Source organism: Kitasatospora sp. NPDC057198, assembly GCF_042670125.1.
In the GTDB taxonomy this organism is placed as follows: Bacteria; Actinomycetota; Actinomycetes; order Streptomycetales; family Streptomycetaceae; genus Kitasatospora.
Window position 1 is genome coordinate 1 of record NZ_JBHUWH010000012.1, and the last position, 21,298, is coordinate 21,298.

General features: G+C 75.2%; 13 protein-coding genes. 10 read left to right on the plus strand and 3 right to left on the minus strand.

Annotation, left to right across the window (positions count from 1 at the left end):
- Positions 1 to 298: 298 nt before the first annotated feature.
- Entirely contained in the window at positions 299 to 1,243 is a 945-nt protein-coding gene (locus tag ACFUEL_RS02855; RefSeq protein WP_380234128.1) for an NAD-dependent epimerase/dehydratase family protein, read from the plus strand.
- A 160-nt stretch (positions 1,244 to 1,403) separates the two neighbouring features.
- The gene (gene moeZ, locus ACFUEL_RS02860) at positions 1,404 to 2,582 is read left to right on the plus strand and encodes an adenylyltransferase/sulfurtransferase MoeZ (protein ID WP_380234129.1); all 1,179 of its coding nucleotides are present in this window, start codon (positions 1,404 to 1,406) and stop codon (positions 2,580 to 2,582) included.
- A gap of 60 nt (positions 2,583 to 2,642) precedes the next feature.
- Here moeZ and ACFUEL_RS02865 read toward each other — a convergent pair whose 3' ends face one another.
- Positions 2,643 to 3,347, minus strand: a complete 705-nt coding sequence (locus ACFUEL_RS02865; RefSeq protein WP_380234130.1) for a TetR/AcrR family transcriptional regulator — start codon at positions 3,345 to 3,347, stop codon at positions 2,643 to 2,645.
- Positions 3,348 to 3,500: 153 nt separating this feature from the next.
- On the opposite strand from ACFUEL_RS02865, the gene ACFUEL_RS02870 reads away from it, so the two are divergent.
- Positions 3,501 to 4,412 (plus strand): NAD-dependent epimerase/dehydratase family protein, encoded by a 912-nt coding sequence (locus ACFUEL_RS02870; RefSeq protein ID WP_380234131.1) that lies wholly within the window; start codon positions 3,501 to 3,503, stop codon positions 4,410 to 4,412.
- A 195-nt stretch (positions 4,413 to 4,607) separates the two neighbouring features.
- Here the strand turns inward: ACFUEL_RS02870 and ACFUEL_RS02875 are convergent, their stop codons facing one another.
- Complete coding sequence (locus tag ACFUEL_RS02875) at positions 4,608 to 7,367, minus strand: flippase-like domain-containing protein (RefSeq protein ID WP_380234132.1); 2,760 nt, start codon at positions 7,365 to 7,367, stop codon at positions 4,608 to 4,610.
- 142 nt (positions 7,368 to 7,509) lie between these two features.
- Here ACFUEL_RS02875 and ACFUEL_RS02880 point away from each other — a divergent pair, with 142 nt between their 5' ends.
- The 4 genes from ACFUEL_RS02880 to ACFUEL_RS02895 all read left to right on the plus strand — a co-directional run bounded on the left by ACFUEL_RS02880 (position 7,510) and on the right by ACFUEL_RS02895 (position 15,821).
- Positions 7,510 to 7,839 (plus strand): MGMT family protein, encoded by a 330-nt coding sequence (locus tag ACFUEL_RS02880; protein WP_380234133.1) that lies wholly within the window; start codon positions 7,510 to 7,512, stop codon positions 7,837 to 7,839.
- 137 nt (positions 7,840 to 7,976) lie between these two features.
- Positions 7,977 to 11,264, plus strand: coding sequence for an ATP-dependent helicase (locus tag ACFUEL_RS02885; RefSeq protein ID WP_380234134.1), 3,288 nt, complete (start codon positions 7,977 to 7,979; stop codon positions 11,262 to 11,264).
- Positions 11,251 to 14,442 carry a UvrD-helicase domain-containing protein gene (locus ACFUEL_RS02890; RefSeq protein WP_380234136.1) on the plus strand — a complete coding sequence of 1,064 codons (3,192 nt, stop codon included), beginning with the start codon at positions 11,251 to 11,253 and terminating at the stop codon, positions 14,440 to 14,442. Before ACFUEL_RS02885 ends, ACFUEL_RS02890 begins: the two co-directional genes overlap by 14 nt.
- A gap of 200 nt (positions 14,443 to 14,642) precedes the next feature.
- Entirely contained in the window at positions 14,643 to 15,821 is a 1,179-nt protein-coding gene (locus ACFUEL_RS02895) for a PP2C family protein-serine/threonine phosphatase (RefSeq protein ID WP_380234137.1), read from the plus strand.
- 182 nt (positions 15,822 to 16,003) lie between these two features.
- Here the strand turns inward: ACFUEL_RS02895 and ACFUEL_RS02900 are convergent, their stop codons facing one another.
- Positions 16,004 to 16,912 (minus strand): endonuclease/exonuclease/phosphatase family protein, encoded by a 909-nt coding sequence (locus ACFUEL_RS02900; protein WP_380234138.1) that lies wholly within the window; start codon positions 16,910 to 16,912, stop codon positions 16,004 to 16,006.
- A 114-nt stretch (positions 16,913 to 17,026) separates the two neighbouring features.
- Between ACFUEL_RS02900 and ACFUEL_RS02905 the strand changes: the two genes are divergently transcribed.
- From ACFUEL_RS02905 to ACFUEL_RS02915, 3 genes are read left to right on the plus strand one after another with little or no spacing between them, the layout of a single operon-like run.
- Positions 17,027 to 17,644 carry a PadR family transcriptional regulator gene (locus tag ACFUEL_RS02905; RefSeq protein ID WP_380234139.1) on the plus strand — a complete coding sequence of 206 codons (618 nt, stop codon included), beginning with the start codon at positions 17,027 to 17,029 and terminating at the stop codon, positions 17,642 to 17,644.
- Positions 17,645 to 17,660: 16 nt separating this feature from the next.
- A complete protein-coding gene (locus ACFUEL_RS02910) occupies positions 17,661 to 18,425 on the plus strand; it encodes an ABC transporter ATP-binding protein (protein WP_380234140.1) in 765 nt (254 codons plus the stop codon).
- Positions 18,422 to 21,247 (plus strand): FtsX-like permease family protein, encoded by a 2,826-nt coding sequence (locus tag ACFUEL_RS02915; protein ID WP_380234141.1) that lies wholly within the window; start codon positions 18,422 to 18,424, stop codon positions 21,245 to 21,247. Before ACFUEL_RS02910 ends, ACFUEL_RS02915 begins: the two co-directional genes overlap by 4 nt.
- Positions 21,248 to 21,298: the final 51 nt, after the last annotated feature.

Genomic DNA, 21,298 nt, shown 5'->3' on the forward strand with positions numbered 1-21,298 from the left:
GCCGTGCTCGGGCCCGCCCTGCTGCTGGCCGGGTGCGCCTGGCCGTCGTCCACCGCACCGGGGGCGTACCGGTGAGAGCGGTTCCGGCGGCGGGCGGCACGTCCGCGGCGGGCGCCCGGGGACGGTTCCGGGCGGCTGCCGGGCGCGCGGCGGTGGGTTTTCCCTGCCGGGCCCGTGCGGTCGGGCCGGGGCTGGCCGGTCGCCGGGCCCGTGCCGTCCGGGGACGGGTGTGCCGGTTCGTCGATCAGATTTCGTTCCGCCCGGCGGGTGCCGGGCCCGAGGGAAGGACTTGGACCCGATGAGGGTGCTGCTGCTGGGGGCCGACGGGTTCATCGGCCGGCGGGTGGCCGACCGGCTGCTGGCGGAGGAGGGGCCCCAGGTGACCGTGCTGGGGCGGGGCGATTCCGCCGACATCCGGTTCGACCTGGCCGCGGGGAGTCCGGGTGCGCTGGCCCGGTTCCTGGACGCGGTCGCCCCGCAGGTGGTGATCAACTGCGCGGGGGCCACCTACGGGACGTCGCGGAACCTGATCCGGTCCAACACGCTCGCGGTGGCGACGGTCTGCGAGGCGATCCGGCGCAGCCGGGAGCCCGCGCGGCTGGTGCACGTGGGTTCGGCGGCCGAGTACGGCCCGGCGCAGCCCGGCGGGCCGATCCCGGAGGGTGCGGAGCCGCGCCCGGTGGGCCCGTACGGGGTGTCCAAGCTGGCGGGCACCGAGCTGGTGCTGAACTCGGGGCTGGACGCGCTGGTGCTGCGGGTGTTCGACGTGGTCGGGCCGGGGGCGCCGACGGCCTCGCTGTTCGGGCGGCTGGCGGAGGGGCTGCGGCGGGCGCTGGAGCAGGACGAGAACCAGGTGCGGATGCCCGACCTGTCCGGCTACCGGGACTTCGTGGACGTCCGGGACGTGGCGCGGGCGATCCAGGCGGCGGCGGTCTCGGCCGCCACCGGGGTGATCAACATCGGCTCCGGCCACGCCGTCCGGGCCCGGGACGCGGCGCACCTGCTGGTGCGGGCGTCCGGGTTCGAGGGCACCGTCAGCGAGGACGCCCGGCAGGTGGTGCTGCCCGCCCAGCAGGCCGGCGCGGAGGGGCTGCGGGCGGTGGAGGCGCGCGCGGTGGTCGAGCCGGTGCAGTGGCGGCAGGCGGACGTCCGGACCGCCCGGGACCGTCTCGGATGGCGGACGCAGGTGCCGCTGGAGGAGTCGCTCGGGGACGTCTGGCTGGAGACCGCCTGCCGGGTGTGAGCGAGAACGGCCGGGCCTGACCAGGGGGTTGGCCCGGGGAGCCGAGGTCTCGGCATCCGGTGTCGTGCATCTCACCCACTGGACCCACTGTCTTGGAATACCCCGGGCACGTGACACTGTTGGCGTAGTCGAACAGAACCTGACGACCATCGGAGTCCCCGTGTCGCTGCCACCCCTGGTCGAGCCCGCCGCCGAGCTCACCGTCGAAGAGGTCCGCCGGTACTCCCGCCACCTGATCATCCCCGACGTGGGCATGGACGGGCAGAAGCGGCTGAAGAACGCCAAGGTGCTGTGCGTCGGCGCCGGCGGCCTCGGGTCCCCGGCCCTGATGTACATGGCCGCCGCGGGCGTCGGCACGCTCGGCATCATCGAGTTCGACACCGTCGACGAGTCGAACCTGCAGCGCCAGATCATCCACGGCCAGTCCGACATCGGCCGGTTCAAGGCCCAGTCCGCGCGGGACTCGGTCAAGGAGATCAACCCGCTGGTCGAGGTGGTCCTGCACGAGGAGCGCCTGGACAACGACAACGTGATGGAGATCTTCTCCGGCTACGACCTGATCGTCGACGGCACGGACAACTTCGCCACCCGGTACCTGGTGAACGACGCCGCGGTGCTGCTCGGCAAGCCGTACGTGTGGGGTTCGATCTACCGCTTCGACGGCCAGGCCAGCGTGTTCTGGGCCGAGCACGGCCCGTGCTACCGCTGCCTCTACCCGGAGGCCCCGCCGCCGGGCATGGTCCCGTCCTGCGCCGAGGGCGGCGTGCTGGGCGTGCTGTGCGCCTCGATCGGCTCGATCCAGGTCAACGAGGCCATCAAGCTGCTGGCCGGCATCGGCGAGCCGCTGGTCGGCCGGCTGATGATCTACGACGCCCTGGAGATGCAGTACCGCTCGGTGAAGGTCCGCAAGGACCCGAACTGCGCCCTCTGCGGCGAGAACCCGACCGTCACCGGGCTGATCGACTACGAGTCGTTCTGCGGTGTCGTCTCGGAGGAGGCCAGCGCGGCCGCCGCCGGCTCCACGATCACCTCCAAGCAGCTCAAGGAGTGGATCGACAACGGCGAGCCGATCGACATCATCGACGTCCGCGAGATCAACGAGTACGAGATCGTCTCGATCCCCGGCGCCCGCCTGATCCCGAAGAACGAGTTCCTGATGGGCAACGCCCTGCAGGACCTGCCGCAGGACAAGCGCATCGTGCTGCACTGCAAGACCGGCGTGCGCTCCGCCGAGGTCCTCGCGGTGCTCAAGTCCGCGGGCTTCGCGGACGCGGTGCACCTGGGCGGCGGCGTGATCGGCTGGGTCAACCAGATCGAGCCGGAGAAGCCCGTCTACTGACGGACGCCCGCGTCGAGACCGCCCGGTCGGGGAGTTCCCCGGCCGGGCGGTCTCGTGCGTTCAGGGGGAGGCCAGGCCGAGCAGGGTGCCGGTGCGGTGCATCAGGTGGTCGAAGTACGCCGCCGGGTCGGCGGTGATCCGTGCGAGGTGGCCGAACAGCTCCAGGGCGAGCGCGCCCAGCAGGTCGCTCCAGCCGGCCAGCGCGGAGACCACCAGGTGGTCGGGGGTGCCGGGGGGCAGCCGGTCCAGCAGCGGGGCGAGCGCGGCCCGGACCGGGGCGGGGACGGCCGGGTCGCCGGGCGGGCGGTAGGCACCCGCGGCGGCGGCCTCCTGGAAGAGCCGGCCGATCAGCAGCGGCAGCCGGGTGCCCGGCCCGGTGGTGTCCTCGGGGGCGGTGTAGCCGGGCACGGGGGAGCCGTGGACGAGCGCGAACTCGTGCGGGTGGGCCACCGCCCAGCCGCGGACGGCCCGGCAGACGGCCAGCCAGCGGGCCGCGTGGTCGGCGCCGTCGAACGGGTCCGCGGCGGCGTCCGCGGCGTCGCCCAGCGCGTCGTAGGCGTCCGCGATCAGGGCGGTCAGCAGGGCGTCCCGGCCCGGGTAGTAGCGGTAGAGCGCGGAGGCGGAGACCAGGCCCACGTCCTTGGCCAGCGTCCGCATCGAGAGCCCGGCGGGCCCGTGCTCGGCGAGTTGGCGGCGGGCGGCGTCCTTGATCTCGCGGGTGAACTCGGCGCGGATCCGCTCGCGGGGGGTGGGGGCCTTCGGCATGCGGATCATCCTCCCAGCGGGCGAGAACGGCCGCAACATTCGAGTACGTCGTTCTCTGGGGAGAACACTGTTCTTGACAGTGGCGCGGGGGCTGCGCCAGGCTGGACACCGAGCGAGAACACCGTTCTCCCGGACTCCGAGCGGAGCGTTCCCATGAGCAAGCACCTGGTCGTCGGCGCCGGACCGGTCGGCTCCACCACCGCCCGGCTCCTCGCCGAACGCGGCGAGGAGGTCGTGGTCGTCACCCGCACCGACGCCGCCGCCCGCCCGCTCGACGGCGTCCGCCGCCTCCACCTGGACGCCGCCGACACCGACGCGCTCAGTGCCGCCGCGGCAGGCGCGGCGGCGCTCTACAACTGCGCCAACCCGCCCTACCACCGCTGGACCGAGGTCTGGCCGCCGCTCGCCGCGTCCCTGCTCACCGCCGCCGAACGCACCGGCGCCGTGCTCGCCACCGTCTCCAACCTGTACGGCTACGGCGCGGTGGACGGCCCGATGCGCCCCGACAGCCCGCTGCGGCCCAACTCGGCGAAGGGCGAGGTCCGCGCCGCGATGTGGCGCGAGGCGCTGGCCGCCCACGGGGCCGGACGCGTCCGGGCCACCGAGGTGCGCGGCTCCGACTACCTCGGCCCGGGTGTCACCGGCGTCCTCGACGGCCGGGCCCTCGGCCGCGCGCTGGCCGGCCGCACCGTCCAGGTCGTCGGCGACCCGGACGCCCCGCACAGCTGGACCAGCCCCGAGGACACCGCCCGGCTGCTGGTCACCGCCGCCGCCGAGGAGCGCGCCTGGGGCCGCCCCTGGCACGTCCCCTCCAACCCGCCGCGCAGCCAGCGGCAGGTCGTCGCCGACCTCTGCGCGGCCGCGGGGCGGCCCGCCCCGAAGGTCACCGCGATCCCGCGGCCGGTGCTGGCCCTGCTCGGGCTGGCCAACCCGGTGGTCCGCGCCGTCCGCGAGACGGCGTACCAGTTCGAGCGGCCGTTCGTCATCGACGACAGCGCGACCCGGGAGACCTTCGGGCTGGAGCCGGTGCCGTGGGAGCGGATCGTCGCCGAGCTGCTGCCGTGAACGTTCAGAGGGGCTCGGGAGTGCAAGCACAACAGGGGCTCGGGGAACGGCGAGGCCCAGTCTGCTGGCGGTTCACTGCCGGAGCGCGCATCGGCTTCTGGTTCTGTTCAAGACACGCAGCAGCACGGACCTTCGATGGGCTCCGGCCGTCAGCAGCACGGACTCGCCGTTCCCCGAGCCCCTGACGGGGCTCTCTCAGAGGGCGTTTCGGCGCTGGAGGATGTTGTAGGCGATCCAGCCCGGGAGGACCGGGAGCCAGAAGGTGAGCAGGCGGTAGAGGAAGACGGCGGGGGTGGCGGCCGTCGCGGGGACGCCGGCGACGGTGAGGGCGGTGATCAGGGCGATCTCGACGGGGCCGATGCCGCCGGGGGTGGGGACGGCGGAGCCGGCCGCGTTGGCGGTGAGGAAGACCACGGCGACGGCCGCGTAGGTGACGTTGGCGCCGCCGCCGAAGGCGTGCACGGAGGCGTCCAGGCAGGCGGTGAAGGAGAGGGTCAGCAGGAGGATGCCGCCGAAGCCGGTGAACAGCTTGCGGGGGGTCTGCATCAGGTCGAGCATCCGCGGGATGACGCCGAACAGCAGCGAGCGGACCCGGGTGACCACGAAGCGGCGCAGCGGGGCGACCGCGGCGACCACCAGGGCGAGGACGGCCGCGGTGAGGACGCCGATGATGACGGCCCGGGACGCGCCGAGGTCCCCGTTGGTCTGGGAGCCGGTGATCAGGCCGAAGGCGAACAGCAGCATCAGGTGGCCGCCGAGGCCGGCCAGTTGGGAGGCGCCGACCGAGGCGACGGCCTGGACCGGGCGGATGCCGGCCTTCTGCAGGTAGCGGGTGTTCAGGGCGATGCCGCCGACCGCGGCCGGGGCGACCAGCTTGACGAAGGAGCCGGCCAGCTGGGCGGCGACGGTGCGCCAGAACGGGAGCCGCTCCGGGACGAAGCCGGTCAGGCTCATCGCGGCGGCCACGTACGAGAAGGCCGAGGCGGCCAGTGCGACCGCGGCCCAGGCCCAGTTCATCTGGGAGACCTTGAACTGGTCGGGCCGGATGGTGGTCAGGGCCAGGTAGGCGGCGAAGGCCAGCGCCACCACCATGATCAGGGTCTTGGGCTTGAGGCGTTCCAGCTTGGCGGGGGCCAGCGGGGCCTCGGGGGCGATCTGCAGGATCTGGGCGCGGATCCGGGAGAGCAGGTCCTCGCCGGCCCTGGCGATGTCCTCCTCGGCCTGCTGCTGGGTGCGCTCGCCGGCGGCGACCTGCTTGAGGGCGAGGGCCTGGGCGGCGGTCTTGCGCTCCTTGGTCATCCGCTGGAGGTCGCCGCGGGTCTGCCGGCTCAGGCCGACTGGCTGCAGCAGCGGCAGCGCCTCGGCGACCCGGGTGGGGCCGAGGACGCCGGTGGCGACGGCGACCGAGCGTTCCGGACCGATCCGCAGGGCGAAGGTGGTGAGCAGTTGGGCGACGTCGATGCGCAGGGTGAGGTCGCCGGCCGCGATGTCGCCGCCGGAGAGGTTGACCAGGCAGCCGGTGCGCTCGTCGACGACCAGCAGGGACTCGCCGGTGAGCCGGCGGTGGGCGATCCGGCGCTCGTGCAGGGTGGCGACGGAGGTCCAGAACGAGGCCATCACCGGGTCGGTGACCTCCTCGTCGGCCAGGTCGTCCAGCGTCCGTCCGGCGACGTTCTCGTAGACCAGGATCGCGGCGTCCGGCCCCAGTTCGGAGGTGGCGACCAGTTGCGGGGCGCGGGCCCCGGAGGCGGCGGCCGCGTACGCGATCAGGGCCTCCTGCTCGAGGGCCTGGCGCAGCGACTGGGGGCTGCGGCGGATCGCGACCGAGCGCAGCCGCAGGCGGCGCCAGGCGCGGTAGAAGAAGCCGGACGCCTGCTGCTCGCGGTCGATGATGTGGACGTCGAGCAGCGGGCCGGCCTGCTGGGTGACCAGGTAGCGGCGGGTGCCGCCGGGCGCGGCGGGGGCCAGGTGCGCGGCGGACGGGGCGAAGCCGACCTTGCGCAGGCCGATCATCAGGTGCTGCCCGGTGGGGCGGATGTTCGGCGAGCCGATCGCGTACAGCGTGCCGTAGGCCACCGACCAGCCGATCAGGACGGTCAGCACCAGGGACAGCGGGGTGGTGTTGCCGTTGATCAGCTCGGCCGCGCCGGAGAGGATCACCACCACCCACAGCGCGACCCGCCAGCGCGGCCGGCTCGACATGCCGACCGCCGTCATGTAGGCGATCACCGGTGCCAGGTAGCCGTGCACCGGGTCGGTGAGCGTCTCGCCGCCGCCCGGCGGGAACTGGGTCAGCGCGTTGCGGATCTCCTCGGGCGCGCTGGCCGCCACCCACCAGTCGACGCCCAGCGAGACGCCGTACGCCAGCACCGAGGCGAGCACGCCGTCGGCGACCCGCAGGCCGTCGCGCTTGATCAGCCGTTCGACGGCGAAGGCCAGCGGCACGGTGAGCACCGCGATGGAGGAGACCAGCGCGGAGATCTTGGACAGCACGCCGGGGATCCGGTCGGCGTTGACCGTGATGTCCTTCTCGATGCCGGTGGTGGTGGAGACCGCCACCTGCGCCAGCACGAACACCAGGACGATCAGGAGCAGTCCGCCCAGGAACTTCAGCAGGTCGGACGGCCGGTGCGCGCGCGGGGCGAGCAGCGGCTCGTCGACGGCCAGGTACTCCCCGGCGGGCTCCTCGGCCGGCGGTCCGCCGTCCGCCGGCGGTCCGTCGTCGGCCGATGGCCCGTCGTCCGCCGATGGCCCGTCGTCCGGCTCCGGCGGCCGGTCCGGTGTGTCCGGACGCCCCGTCCCGTCGTCCGGCGGCAGCTGTGCGGCCACCGTTGCCTCCCCCGTGTGGTGCGCGTCCCGCGCCCGGTGGCGCAGGTCGACCGGCCGTGCGGCAGAACCGTCGGTGGCGGGCTGCTCGGAGCCCTCGTCCACGTTCAATCCCGCCGTCCCGGTCATCTGGTCTTCGTCCTCGTGTGTCGCACTGCCCCGAAGATGCTGCCATGCCCGCCACCCGGGTGCGGTCCAGGGGCGGCATCCCGCGCGCCGGGTCGCCCGCACGGGGTGCTGGAAATCGACCGGATGGGGAAGAATGCGGCGGATGACCGACTCCGAGGACGCCCCCGAGATCCCGCCGTACGCCGAGGCGGTGCTCGACCTCGCCGAACGCATCCCGCCCGGGAAGGTCATGACGTACGGGGACGTCGCCGAGTACCTGGGCCGCGGCGGCCCCCGGCAGGTCGGCCGGGTGATGGCGCTGTACGGGGCGCCGGTGCCCTGGTGGCGGGTGATCCGGGCGGACGGGCGGCCGCTGCCCGGCCACGAGCACCGGGCGCTGCCCGAGTACCGGGCCGAGGGCACCCCGCTGCGCACCGTCGGCGGCGAACCCCGGGTCGACCTGCGGGCCGCCCGCTGGGACGGGGCCGGCTGACCTGGAGGGGTGCGCCCGAGGGGTCTGTGGGTGCAGGATCGTAGGCTCGTCGCGTAGGCCCTCCCCTCCGGATCCGGAGGGGAGGGCCGGGCCACCCCGCGGCCCGCCACCGAACCGCCGTACGACCCTGGACCGCAGTGACCTCACCGTTCCGCCTGGTGCGCAGCCCCCTCGCCCAGCCCGACCCGCCCCAGCTGGACGCCTTCCAGCAGGCGGTCGTCGAGCACGCCTCGGGGCCGCTGCTGGTGCTCGCCGGGCCCGGGACGGGCAAGACCACCACCCTGGTCGAGGCGGTCGCCCGCCGGGTCGCCGACGGCACCGCGCCCGACCGCGTCCTGGTGCTGACCTTCAGCCGCAAGGCCGCGATGGAGCTGCGCGACCGGATGACCGCCCGGATCGGCGCCACCGCCCCGCAGGCCACCACCTTCCACTCGTTCTGCTACGCCCTGCTGCGCGCCCACCAGCCGCCCGAGGAGTACGCCGAGCCGCTGCGGCTGCTCTCCGGCCCCGAGCAGGACGTGATGGTCCGCGAACTGCTCGCGGGCGGCGCCGAGGACGCCAGGGCCGGCGTCGGCACCATCGCCTGGCCGCTGGACCTGCGGGCCTGCCTGACCACCCGCGGCTTCGCCGACGAGGTGCGCGCCGTGCTCGCCCGCAGCCGCGAGCTCGGCCTCGGCGAGCAGGAGCTGGAGCGCTTCGCGGCGGGCGTGCGGCGCCCCGACTGGGCCGCCGCCGCGCACTTCCTGGCCGAGTACCTGGACGTGCTGGACCTGCGCGGCGTCCTCGACTACGCCGAACTCGTCCACCGCGCCGTGCTGCTCGCCGAGCGCGAGGACGTCGCCGCCCAGCTGCGCGAGCGCTACGACGCGGTGTTCGTCGACGAGTACCAGGACACCGACCCCGCCCAGGTCCGGCTGCTGCAGCGCCTCGCCGGCCACGGGCGGGACCTGGTCGCGGTCGGCGACCCCGACCAGTCGATCTACGCGTTCCGCGGCGCCGACGTGAACGGCATCCTGGAGTTCCCCGACGCCTTCCGGCACGCCGACGGCCGCCCCGCCGAGGTCAGGGTGCTGCGGGTCTCCCGGCGCTCCCGGCCGGTGCTGCTGGCCGCCTCCCGCGAGCTGGCCCGCCGGATGCCGATGGGCCGGCTGCCCGCCGACAAGCTCGCCGCGCACCGCGCCCTGCTGCCCTGCGCCGACGGCCACGGGCGCGAGGGCGGCTCCGTCGAGGTGTACACCTACCCGACGCCCGGCGCCGAACTCGACTCGGTCGCCGACCTGCTGCGCCGCGCCCACCTGGAGGACGGCGTCCCCTGGGGCGAGATGGCCGTGCTGGTCCGGGCCGGCTCCCGGACCATACCGGCGGTGCGCCGCGCGCTGGCCGCCGCCGGCGTCCCGCTGGAGATCGACGGCGACGACCTGCCGCTGCGCGAGGAGAGCGCCGTCGTCCCGCTGCTGCTCGCCCTGCGGGTCTGCGCCGAGGGCCCCGGCGCGCTCACCGCCGACCTCGCGCACACCCTGCTCACCGGCCCGCTCGCCGCCCTCGACGGCTCCGACCTGCGCCGCCTCGGCCGCACCCTGCGCGAGGAGGAGCGCCGCGCGCTGGCCGCCGACGGCGCCCCGGGCGTGGTCCGCCCCGCCGAGGAGCTGATCCGCGAGGCCCTGGAGCACCCCGACCAGCTGGCCCTGGTGGACGCCCCCTACGCCCGCCGCGCCCACGAACTGGGCATGCTGCTGCGCAAGGTCCGCGAACTGCTGGCCGGCGGCGCGAGCGCCGAGGACGCGCTGTGGGAGCTGTGGGACGGCTCCCGGCGCTGGCGCGAACGCCTGGAGCGGGCCGCCCTGCGCGGCGGCCCCGCCGGGCGCAACGCCGACCGGGACCTGGACGCGCTGTGCGCCCTGTTCGAGACCGCCGCCCGCGCCGAGGAGCGGGTCACCGGCCACCGCGGCGCCCTCGACCTGCTCGCCGAGGTCGAGGCCCAGGACATCGCCGCCGACACCCTGCACGTGCGCGCCGTGCGCCCCGACGCCGTCCGGCTGATGACCGCGCACCGCTCCAAGGGCCTGGAGTGGCGCCTGGTCGTCGTCGCCGGCGTCCAGGAGGGCCTGTGGCCCGACCTGCGCCGCCGCGGCTCGCTGCTGGAGGCCGACCGGATCGGCCGCGACGGCCTCGCCGAACCGCTGTCGGCGGCCGCGCTGCTCGCCGAGGAGCGCCGGCTGTTCTACGTCGCCGCGACCCGCGCCAAGGACCGGCTGGTGGTCACCGCCGTCAAGGCGCCCGCCGAGGACGGCGACGAGCCCTCCCGGTTCCTGCGCGAGCTCTACCGGGAGAGTGTCGACCCGCGCACCGGCCGGGTGCTGGAGCGCGTCCCCCGGGTCAAGGTCGCCGACGTCGCCTCCCGGCCGCGCCGCCCGCTGTCGGTGCCCGCGCTGGTCGCCGAACTGCGCGCCGTCACCGTCGACCCGGACCGCTCCCCGCAGCTGCGCCGGGCCGCCGCCGAACGCCTCGCCACGCTGGCCGCCGCCACCGACGGGGACGGCCGCCCGCTCGTCCCCGCCGCCCACCCCGACCAGTGGTGGGGCCTGGAGGACCCCACCGCCGCCCCGCAGCCGCTGCGCGAGCCCGAGCAGCCCGTCCGGCTCTCCGGCAGCGGCCTGGAGCAGCTGGAGTCCTGCACGCTGCAGTGGTTCCTGGAGAAGGACGTCCGGGCCGGCACCACCGCCTCCGCCGCCCAGGGCTTCGGCAACGTGGTGCACGCCCTCGCCGACGAGGTCGGCTCCGGCCGCACCCCCGCCGACCTGGCCGTCCTGATGGAGCGCCTGGACACCGTCTGGGACGCCCTCGCCTTCGACGCGCCGTGGAAGTCCACCCAGGAGAAGGGCGAGGCCCGCGCCGCCCTGGAGCGCTTCCTGCGCTGGCACGTGCTGGAGCGCGAGCGCACCACCGTCGCCACCGAGCACGGCTTCGACCTGACGCTGGACGTCGGCGGCGTCGCGGTGCGCATCCGCGGCTCGATGGACCGGGTCGAGGCCGACGCCGCGGGCCGGGCGTACGTCGTCGACTTCAAGACCGGCAAGCACGTCCCGACCGACAAGTCGCTGCCCGAGCACCGCCAACTCGCCGTCTACCAGCTGGCGGTGAGCCGCGGCGCGCTCGACGGGCTGCCCGGCTTCGAGCACGGCGCCACCCCCGGCGGGGCCGAGCTGGTGCAGCTGCGCGAGCCCGACAGGAAGGACCCGGAAGCGCCCAAGGTGCAGCGGCAGCTGCCCGAGGAGAGCACCCCCTGGATCGAGGACCTGCTGGTGGAGACCGCCGGCAAGGTGCTCGCCGAGAAGTTCACCCCCACCGCGGGCGAGCGCTGCGGCCGCTGCGCCTTCCGCGGCAGCTGCTCCGCGCAGCGGGACGGGCGGCATGTCGTCGACTGAGCCGCTCAGGCACCCGGCCCGGCTCCGCGAACTGCTCGGCATCCCGTTCAACGACGAGCAGTTGGCGGCGATCGGCGCACCCCTGGAACCCGGCGTGATCGTGGCCGGCGCGGGCTCCGGCAAGACCACCGTGATGGCCGCCCGGGTGGTCTGGCTGGTCGGCTCCGGCGCGGTGCGCCCCGAGCAGGTGCTCGGCCTGACCTTCACCAACAAGGCGGCCGGCGAGCTCTCCGAACGCGTCCGGGCCGCCCTGCTGCGGGCCGGCGTCCGCGAGGAGGACGAGGACGCCCTCGGCGAGCCGCAGATCTCCACCTACCACGCCTTCGCCGGGACACTGCTCAAGGAGCACGGCCTGCGCCTGGGCATCGAGCCCGACGTCCGGCTGCTCGCCGACGCCACCCGCTTCCAGCTCGCCGCCCGCGTGCTGCGCCAGGCCCGCGGCCCCTTCCCGGCGCTCACCGGCACCTTCTCCGCGCTGGTCGCCGAGATCGTCGCGCTGGACTCCGAACTCGCCGAGCACCTGGTCGAGCCCGCGCAGCTGCGGGCGTACGACGAGGAGCTGCTCGACCGGCTGGCCACCGTCAAGCTCACCAACGAGGACCTGCGGGCCGTCCCGAAGGCCGCCCGCGGCCGGCAGGAACTGCTGCGCCTGGTCGAGGACTACCGGGCCCGCAAGCAGAAGCTCGGCCTGCTCGACTTCGGCGACCAGATCGCCGCCTCCGCCCGGCTCGCCACTCAGCGCCCCGAGGTCGGCGAACTGCTGCGCGAGCAGTACCGGGTGGTGCTGCTGGACGAGTACCAGGACACCTCCGTCGCCCAACGCCTCATGCTGGCGGGCCTGTTCGGCGGCGAGCGGGGCGCCGGCCACCCGGTCACCGCGGTCGGCGACCCCTGCCAGGCGATCTACGGCTGGCGCGGCGCCTCGGTCGCCAACCTGGACGACTTCCCCCGGCACTTCCCGCGCGCCGACGGCAGCGGGGCGCACCGCTTCGCGCTCAGCGAGAACCGCCGCAGCGGCGGCCGGCTGCTCGACTTCGCCAACCGGCTCGCCGCCCCGCTGCGCGCCATGCACGAGGGCGTCGAGGCGCTGCGCCCCGCCCCCGGCGCCGAACGCGACGGCTTCGCCCGCGTCGCGCTGCTGCCCACCCACGCCGAGGAGGTCGACTGGCTGGCCGACTCGATCGCCCACCTGGTGCGCACCGGCACCGCACCCGGCCGGATCGCCGTGCTCTGCCGGGCCGGCTCCTCCTTCCCCGACATCCACGCCGCGCTGGTCGGGCGGAAGGTCCCGGTCGAGGTGGTCGGCCTCGGCGGGCTGCTGCAACTGCCCGAGGTGGCCGACCTGGTGGCGCTCTGCGAGGTGCTCCAGGACCCGACCGCGAATGCCGCCCTGGTCCGGCTGCTGATCGGCCCGCGCTGGCGCACCGGCCCGCGCGACCTGGCGCTGCTCGGCCGCCGCGCCGCCGAACTCGTCCGCACCGCCCGCCCCGGCGAACAGGACGCGCTGGCGGCCGCCGTCGCCGAGACCGACCCGACCGAGGTGGTCTCGCTCGCCGACGCGCTGGAGACCTTCGTCGACGCCGAACAGCCCGACGACCTGCCGTTCTCGCCCGAGGCGCGGGTCCGCTTCGCCCGCTTCGCCCGGGAGATCCGCGAGCTGCGCCGGGCGCTGGCCGAGCCGCTGATGGACGTCCTGCACCGGGTGCTGACCGTCACCGGCCTGGAGGTCGAACTCTCCGCCTCCCCGCTGGCGCTGGCCGCCCGCCGCCGCGAGACCCTGCACTCCTTCCTGGACATCGCCGCCTCCTTCGCCGACCTGGACGGCGACCCCGGGCTGGCCGCCTTCCTGGCCTTCCTGCGCGCCGCCCAGGAGTACGAGCGCGGCCTGGACGCCGGGCTGCCCGGCGGCGAGGACACCGTCAAGGTGCTCACCGCGCACAAGTCCAAGGGCCTGGAGTGGGACGTGGTCGCCGTCCCCGGCCTGGTCAAGGGCGGCTTCCCGTCCGGCCAGGGGCGCGAACGCTGGACGTCCACCCGCCGGGTGCTGCCGCACGCCCTGCGCGGCGACGCCGCCACGCTGCCCGCCGACCCGGCCTGGAACGCCAAGGGCATGGGCGCCTTCAAGAAGGAGACGGCGCGGCACGGCGAGGTCGAGGAACTGCGGCTCGGCTACGTCGCCTTCACCCGGCCGCGCTCGCTGCTGCTGGCCTCCGGGCACTGGTGGGGGCCGACCCAGAAGCGCCGGCGCGGGCCGTCGGACTTCCTGCTGGAGCTGCGCGAGCACTGTGAGCGGCCCGGTGGCGGCGGCGAGATCGAGCACTGGGCCCAGGAGCCCGCGGCGGACGCGCGGAACCCGGCGTTCGACGTCTCGGTGGAGACCCCCTGGCCGCTGCCGCTCGACCCGGCCGCGCAGCACGCCCGCCGCCGGGTCGCCGGGGTGGTGCGCCGGCGGCTGGCCGGCGCCCCCGCGCCCGCGCCCGAGCCCATGGGCGTCGAGGACCAGCGGCTGGTGGCCTCCTGGGACCGCGACCTGACCGCCCTGCTCGGCGAGCTGGAGCGCTCCCGGCGCGCCGTCCGGGACGTCGAACTGCCCGCCTCGCTGTCCGCCTCCCAGCTGATGCGGCTGGCCGCCGACCCCGACGGCTTCGCCCGCGACCTGGCCCGCCCGATGCCCCGCCCGCCCGCGCCCGCCGCCCGCCGCGGCACCCGCTTCCACGCCTGGGTGCAGTCCCGCTACGACCAGCCGCTGCTGCTCGGCCCCGACGCGCTGCCCGGCCTGGACGAGGAGGAGATCGAGGACGAGCGCGACCTCGAACGCCTCAAGGAGGCGTTCCTGCGCGGCCCCTACGCCCGCCGCACCCCGCACCGGGTCGAGACGCCGTTCCAACTGGTGCTCGCGGGGCGGGTGGTGCGCGGCCGGATCGACGCGGTCTACCGGGACGCCGACCGTGGCGCAGGGTCACCGCGCTACGAGGTGGTCGACTGGAAGACCGGCCGGGAGGAGAGCGGCGACCCGCTGCAACTCGCCATCTACCGGCTGGCCTGGGCCGAGCAGGTCGGCGTCCAGCCCGAGGAGGTCACCGCCTCGTTCTGCTACGTGCGCTCGGGGCGGGTCGAAACGCCGTCAGGACTTCCCGGCCGAAAAGAGTTGAGCGATCTTCTGATCGGGAATAGGTAGAAAAGAGTCACTCAGAGCATTCAACCCGTCACGAGATCACGCGAAACCTGTGCGCCCTGCACGTTTCGTGCCTATTGTGGGGTCGGTAACCGGTCATCCCTCGTACTCCGGCCGCCGTCAGGGCTCTCCCGACCCCCTGACCTCCCGTCAGACCCGCAGGTGCCGAGCAGCACCCGCACCTTCCGCTGGAGAGACCGACGTTGAGCGCGACCGGATGGATCAGGGACGTCCTCCACGGCCCCACCCCAGGCCCGGTACCGGGCACCGTCACCGGCACCTGGCCCAAGACCTCGCACGCCCTGCCGCTGATCGGCATGGCGCTGATCCTCACCCTCGACCTGCTGACCGACAGCCAGGTCACCGTCGAACCCGCCCTGACCGCCGTCCCCGCCCTCGCCGCGGTGGTCTCCCGCCGCACCTGGTACCCGCTGCTGACCGGCGCCCTCGCCGAGGTCAGCGCCTTCGGGATGGCCTGCTACCACGGCATCCTCGGCCAGTCCGTGCACACCGCCACGGTCGCCGCCATCGTCGTCATCGCCGGCATCGGCCACCTCAGCGCCAACCTCAGGCTCCGCCAGGAACACGCCCTGGCCGAGGCCCAGCTGGTCGCCGAGATCGCCCGCCGGGTGCTGCTGCGCCCCGTCCCCGAACGCGTCGGCCCGGTCCGCGCCGCCGTCCGCTACGCCGCCGCCGCGGCCCACGCCTCCATCGGCGGAGACCTGTACGAGGTCGTCAACACCCGGCACGGCGTGCGCGCCGTGATGGGCGACGTCCGCGGCAAGGGCCTCGCCGCGGTCGAGACCGCCGCCGCCGTGCTCGGCGCCTTCCGCGAGGCCGCCCACCAGGAGGCCGCCCTCGACAAGGTGGCCGGCTGGCTCGCCGTCAGCCTCGACCGGGCCCTGCACGAGAACGAACACCCCGGCGTCGAGGAGGAGTTCGTCACCCTGGTGCTGATCGGCGTCCGCCCCGACGGCGTCCTGGAGATCGCCAACTGCGGCCACCCCGCGCCCGTCCTGCTCCGCGGCGAGGACGCGCCGCGACTGCTCGCCGCCGACGAGACCGTCCCCCCGCTCGGCGTCCTCGACCCCGCCGACGTGTGCCCCCCGCTCCAGCTCCTCGAAGCCGAACCCGGCGACCGCATCCTGCTCTACACCGACGGCGTCATCGAGGCCCGCGACCACCGCGGCGCCTTCTACCCCCTCACCGACCGCCTCCCGCTGCTCGCCGACGGCGGCCCGGTCGAAGTCCTGCACCGCCTCCACGACGACGTCGTCCGCCACGTCGGCCACAAGCTCGGCGACGACGCGGCGATGCTGCTGCTCCAGTTCGACCCGGTCGTGCTGCCGGCGCAGAACGCGTACCAGGAGACGCGCATCTAGGGGCTCACGAGAGCGCATTCAGGGGCTCGGGGAACGGCGAGGCCCGGTCTGCTGCGGGTTCACTGCCGGAGCGCGCATCGGCTTCCGGTTCTGTTCACGGCACGCAGCAGCCCCGACCTCCGATGGGCTCCGGCCGCCAGCAGCTCGGACTCGCCGTTCCCCGAGCCCCTGATCTCGCCCCTCTACGCTTCGATGTCGACGACCAGCGGGCGGTGGTCGGACACCCCCGTGCGCGGGGCGGAGACCGAGCCGACGGTGTTGCGCGGGACGCCGATGCCCAGGATGTGGTCGAACTGGACGGTCGGGCGGTGCGAGGGGTAGGTGGGGGTGCGGGCCAGGTCGTACCAGCCCTGCAGGCGGGTGCGCCGCGCGGTGCGGACGCGTTCGCGCCTCGCGGTGCGCTGGATCGCGTGCGCCGAGCCGAGCACGGTGCGCGGCACCGCGCCGATCAGGTTGAAGTCCCCCAGCACCAGGTAGGGCTGCGGCAGGTCGGCGATCCAGCGCCGGATCGCGGCGAGCTGCCCGACGTTCCACCCCGGCACGAAGGACAGGTGTGCGGCGACCACGGTGAACTCCCCGCCCGGACCGGCCAGTACGGCGGCCAGCGCCGCCCGCGGCTCGTCCGGGACGGGGGTGAGCCCGCGCCGCCCGGCGACCCGCAGCGGCAGGCCGAAGGGCGCGGGCGCGAACCGGCGGGCCCGCCAGTGCAGCACGGGCAGCCGGGTGAGCAGCGCGGTGCCGTACGAGGGCCGGGAGCCGTCGTCGAGGTCGCCGGGGCCGTAGACGGCGAGGCCGGGCCGCCCGGGGTCGGCGATCCAGCCGGCGCCGGGCGCGGGGACGCCGTGCAGCGCGGCGGCGAAGCGCCAGTCCGCGGCGCCCATGGCCTTGGCGGCGAGGGCGCTCTGGTCGGTGCGCCCGGAGCGCTCCTGGTGGCGGTCGACCTCCTGGAGGGCGAGCACGTCGGCGTCGAGGGAGGCGACGGCGTCGGCCAGCGGGGCGCCCGGGTCGGTGGGGTAGGGCGCCGGGCTGCCGTCGGGGGCGAGCGGTTGGCCGTGCAGCAGGTTGTACGTGGCGATCCGCAGTGTGGTCACGCCGTCGACCGTACCGGGCCGGTGTGAACGGGGCGGCGGCCCGCGGTGGTTGCGGGCGGCGCGCGGTGGTCGCGGCTTGAGCGGAGGGAGCCATACCGGGTATACATACTCGGTATGTCGATCCGTCACGGCCTGCTCGCCCTGCTCGACCAGGGCCCGCGCTACGGCTACCAACTGAGAACCGAGTTCGAGGCCAGGACGGGGGCGACCTGGCCGCTGAACGTCGGCCAGGTCTACACCACGCTGGGCCGCCTGGAGCGCGACGGGCTGGTGGAGGCCGCCGGCGAGGACGACGAGGGCCACCAGTTCTACGCCGTCACCGACGAGGGACGCGCCGAACTGCGCCGCTGGTTCGACACCCCGGTGCCGCGCACCAACCCGCCGCGCGACGAACTCGCGATCAAGCTGGCGATGGCGGTCACCATCCCGGGCGTGGACGTGGCCACCGTGGTGCACGGCCAGCGCCGGCACAGCATGCAGGCGCTCCAGGACTACACCCGGCTCAAGGGCCGGGCGCTGGCCGCCGACGACGGCTCCGGCAAGGACCTGGCCTGGCTGCTGGTGCTGGAACAGCTGATCTTCCAGACCGAGGCGGAGATCCGCTGGCTGGACCACTGCGAGTCCCGGCTCGCCCAGCACGCCGAACGGACCGCCGCCGCGCCGTCCGCGCCCGCCGCCGCCGCGCCGTCCGCCCGGCGCGCCGCCAAGAGCCGCGACCGCGGCCGCATCTGAACCTCCTGGGGGAGCGATGACCGAACAACTCAAGCCCGCCGAGCCCGTGCTGCACCTCGACCAGGTCAGCCGCACGCACGGCCAGGGCGCGGCCCAGGTGCACGCGCTGCGCGCCGTCGACCTGCGGGTCCACCCCGGCGAACTGGTCGCCGTGATGGGGCCCTCCGGCTCCGGCAAGTCCACCCTGCTCACCCTGGCCGGCGGCCTGGACAGCCCCACCGGCGGCCGGGTGGTCGTCGAGGGCACCGTCCTCGGCGACCTGGACCGCAAGAAGCTGGCCGCCGTCCGCCGCCGCTCGGTGGGCTACGTCTTCCAGGACTACAACCTGATACCGGCGCTCACCGCCGCCGAGAACATCGCGCTGCCCCGCGAACTGGACGGCACCTCCGCCCGCGCCGCCCGCCGCGAGGCGCTCGCCGCGCTGGAGGAGCTCGGCATCGCCGAACTCGCCGACCGCTTCCCCGACGACATGTCCGGCGGCCAGCAGCAGCGCGTCGCCATCGCCCGCGCGCTGATCGGCGACCGCCGCCTGGTGCTCGCCGACGAACCCACCGGCGCCCTCGACTCCACCACCGGCGAGTCCGTGCTCGCCGTGCTGCGCGCCCGCTGCGACGCCGGCGCCGCCGCCATGATGGTCACCCACGAGGCCCGGCACGCCGCCTGGGCGGACCGGGTGGTCTTCCTGCGCGACGGCCTGCTGGTCGACGAGACCGCCCGGCAGGACGCCGGCAGCCTGCTCGTCACCGCCGCCGCCAACGCCCGCAAGGACGGTGACCGGTGAAGCCCAGCGCCTGGCGCGCCGCCCTGCGGATCGCCCGCCGCGACGCCGCCCGGGCCAAGGGCCGTAGCGCCCTCGTCCTGGCGATGATCGCGCTGCCGGTGCTCGGCGTGGCCGGCGTGGACGTGATCGCCCGCAGCGCCCAGCTGGAACCGGCCGAGCAGGCGGCCCGCGCGCTGGGCACCGCCCAGGCGGCCGTCACCATGTCCATGCGCGGCGGCAGCCTCCTGCAGGTCCCCGCCGGCGACGAGTCCATCAGCCGGATGCCCGACCAGGAGCACCCGCAGACCGCGGCGCAGAAGCGCAGCGCCGACACCGACCCGGCGCAGCTGGTCACCGAACTGCTGCCCGGCGCCGTCCTGGTGCCGACCGGGGGCTACCACAGCACCTCGGCCAGCACCAAGGAGGGCCGGATGTCCACCGCGGTCGAGGAGGTCGACCTGACCGACCCGGTGTGGCACGGCAAGCTCAACGTGGTCGAGGGCACCGCCCCCACCAGGCCCGACCAGATCGCCGCCACCCGGGGCTTCCTGGACCGCTCCGGCCTGCGGGTCGGCGACCGCACCGTGCTGCACTCCCTGGACGCCGAGCCGTACACCATCACCGCCGTCGCCGAGGACCCGGACAGCCTGGAAGAGGTCAGGCTGTACGGCCGCCCCGGCGCGGTGCTCGACGCGCTCGCCCGGACCGACCCGGAGTCGGGCCGCAGCGGGCCGCAGAACACCGCCTCCTGGCTGGTCAAGCTGCCCGCCGGGCAGCAGGTCGACTGGCCGAAGGTGCAGGAGCTCAACGGGTACGGCTTCCTCGTCGTCTCCCGGGACGTCCTGCTGCACCCGCCGGCCCGCGCCGACGTGCCGTACTACCAGCAGCAGTGGCAGTCCTCCTCGTTCGTGAACAAGAGCGTGCTGGCCGTCGCCGCGCTGGTGCCCGGCATGGCGCTGCTGGAGATCGTGCTGCTCGCCGGGCCCGCCTTCGCGGTCGGCGCCCGCCGCTCGCGCCGCCAGCTCGGCCTGCTCGCGGCCGGCGGCGGCGACCGCTCGCACGTCCGGGCCGTGGTGCTGGCCGGCGGCGCGGTGCTCGGCACCGGCGGCGCCGTGCTCGGCCTGCTCGGCGGCGTCGGCCTGGTCGCTCTGCTGCGCACCCAGGCCGAGGAGTACGCCGGGAAGCGCTTCGGCCACTTCGACCTGCAGCCCCTCGACCTGCTCGCCGTCGCCCTGGTCGGCCTGGTCACCGGCCTGCTCGCGGCCGTCGTCCCCGCCGTCCAGGCGTCCCGGCAGGACGTCGTCGAGGCGCTCACCGGCCGCGGCGGCAGCAAGCCCGCCAACCGGGTCGTCGCCGTGATCGGCCTCGTGATGGTGGCCGGCGGCACCGGCCTGGCCCTGCTCTGCGCGGTCACCAACACCGCCCCCGTGCCCGGCCTGCTCGGCGGCTCGGTGATCGCCGAACTCGGCATGCTGCTGTGCACCCCGCTGCTGATCGGCCTGTTCGGGCGGCTCGGCCGCCACCTGCCGCTCAGCCCGCGGCTCGCGCTGCGCGACTCGGTGCGCAACCGCGGCCGCACCGCCCCCGCCGTGGCCGCCGTGATGGCCGCCGTCGCGGGCGCCGTCGCGGTCGGCATCTACCAGGCCAGCGACGTCGAGAAGCAGCGCCAGGACTACCGGCCCTCGCTGCCGGCCGGGGCGGTCGCGCTGCTGGACCGGGCCCGCTCGGGGGACGAGGCGTCCCGGCTCCCGGCCCTGCGCGAGGCCGTCGAGAACGACCTCGGCGACCTCGGGGAGCGCGCCGACGTGATGTCCCCGACCGCCCTCCCCGGGCAGTGCCGCGACAAGTACGAGTGCGGCTACGTCCGGGCCGTGAAGTCGCTCGACAAGCGGTGCCCGGCGGAGGACGCCAAGACCGACGAGGAGCGGCAGCGGGCGTACGACGACCCCCGGTGCGCGAGCACGCACTCCCTCCCCGACGAACTGGGCAGCATCTTCGGCGACACCCTGGTCGGCGACGCCGCGCTGCTGCGCAACCTGCTCGACGTGCACGACCCGGCCGCCGAACAGGCCCTGGCCGACGGCAAGGCGCTGGTCTTCCGCCCCGACCGGGTCGCCGACGGCAAGGTCACCGTGCGGGCCGAGGAGCCGCCCACCCAGGAGCAGATGGACGCCCACGACTACCGGGGCACCACCCACGACGTCTCCCTGGACGCCGTGGAGGTGCACTCGCCCGCCCCGTTCGCCACCCTCGTGATGAGCCGGGCGGCCGCGGAGAAGGCCGGGCTCGGCACCCAGGTCGAGGGGGCGATGTGGATGCCCGCCGCGACGCTCTCCGACGGCCGGGTGCAGAAGGCCACCGACCACCTCGGCAAGCTCGACGACGGGGCCTACCTGATGGTCGAGCAGGGCTTCAAGGCCAAGCGGGACCTGGTGACCACCGGTCTGATGGCCTTCGCCGCGCTGGTCGCCCTCGGCGCGGCCGGCATCGCCACCGGCCTCGCCGCCGCCGACTCCCAGCAGGACCTGGCCACGCTGGCCGCGGTCGGCGCTTCCGGCGGCATCCGGCGGCGGCTGTCCGGCTTCCAGTGCGGGGTGATCGCCGCGATGGGCGCGGTGCTCGGCCTGATCTGCGGGGCCGTCCCGCCGGTGGCGCTGCGGCTGCTGGAGGCCCGGAACTCGACGGTCTGGATCAACGGCCGCATGGTCGGCCACGAGGACCCGGTCATCGCCGTCCCGTGGGTCGACCTGGCCGCCCTGCTGGTCGGCCTGCCGCTGGTGGCGGTCGCCCTGGCCGCGCTGCTCACCCGGTCCCGGATCGGGCTGACCCGCCGGGCCGGCTGACCGGTCCGCGGGTGATCGTGCTCACGGCCGGGGGAGGCCGTGAGCACGCAC

Bases quoted from the DNA above. Each gene is read 5' to 3' on its own strand.
- ACFUEL_RS02855 (WP_380234128.1), top strand. From the start codon at position 299: ATGAGGGTGCTGCTGCTGGGGGCCGACGGGTTCATCGGCCGGCGGGTG.
- ACFUEL_RS02865 (WP_380234130.1), bottom strand. From the start codon at position 3,347: ATGCCGAAGGCCCCCACCCCCCGCGAGCGGATCCGCGCCGAGTTCACC.
- ACFUEL_RS02870 (WP_380234131.1), top strand. From the start codon at position 3,501: ATGAGCAAGCACCTGGTCGTCGGCGCCGGACCGGTCGGCTCCACCACC.
- ACFUEL_RS02875 (WP_380234132.1), bottom strand. From the start codon at position 7,367: ATGACCGGGACGGCGGGATTGAACGTGGACGAGGGCTCCGAGCAGCCC.
- ACFUEL_RS02880 (WP_380234133.1), top strand. From the start codon at position 7,510: ATGACCGACTCCGAGGACGCCCCCGAGATCCCGCCGTACGCCGAGGCG.
- ACFUEL_RS02890 (WP_380234136.1), top strand. From the start codon at position 11,251: ATGTCGTCGACTGAGCCGCTCAGGCACCCGGCCCGGCTCCGCGAACTG.
- ACFUEL_RS02905 (WP_380234139.1), top strand. From the start codon at position 17,027: ATGTCGATCCGTCACGGCCTGCTCGCCCTGCTCGACCAGGGCCCGCGC.
- ACFUEL_RS02910 (WP_380234140.1), top strand. From the start codon at position 17,661: ATGACCGAACAACTCAAGCCCGCCGAGCCCGTGCTGCACCTCGACCAG.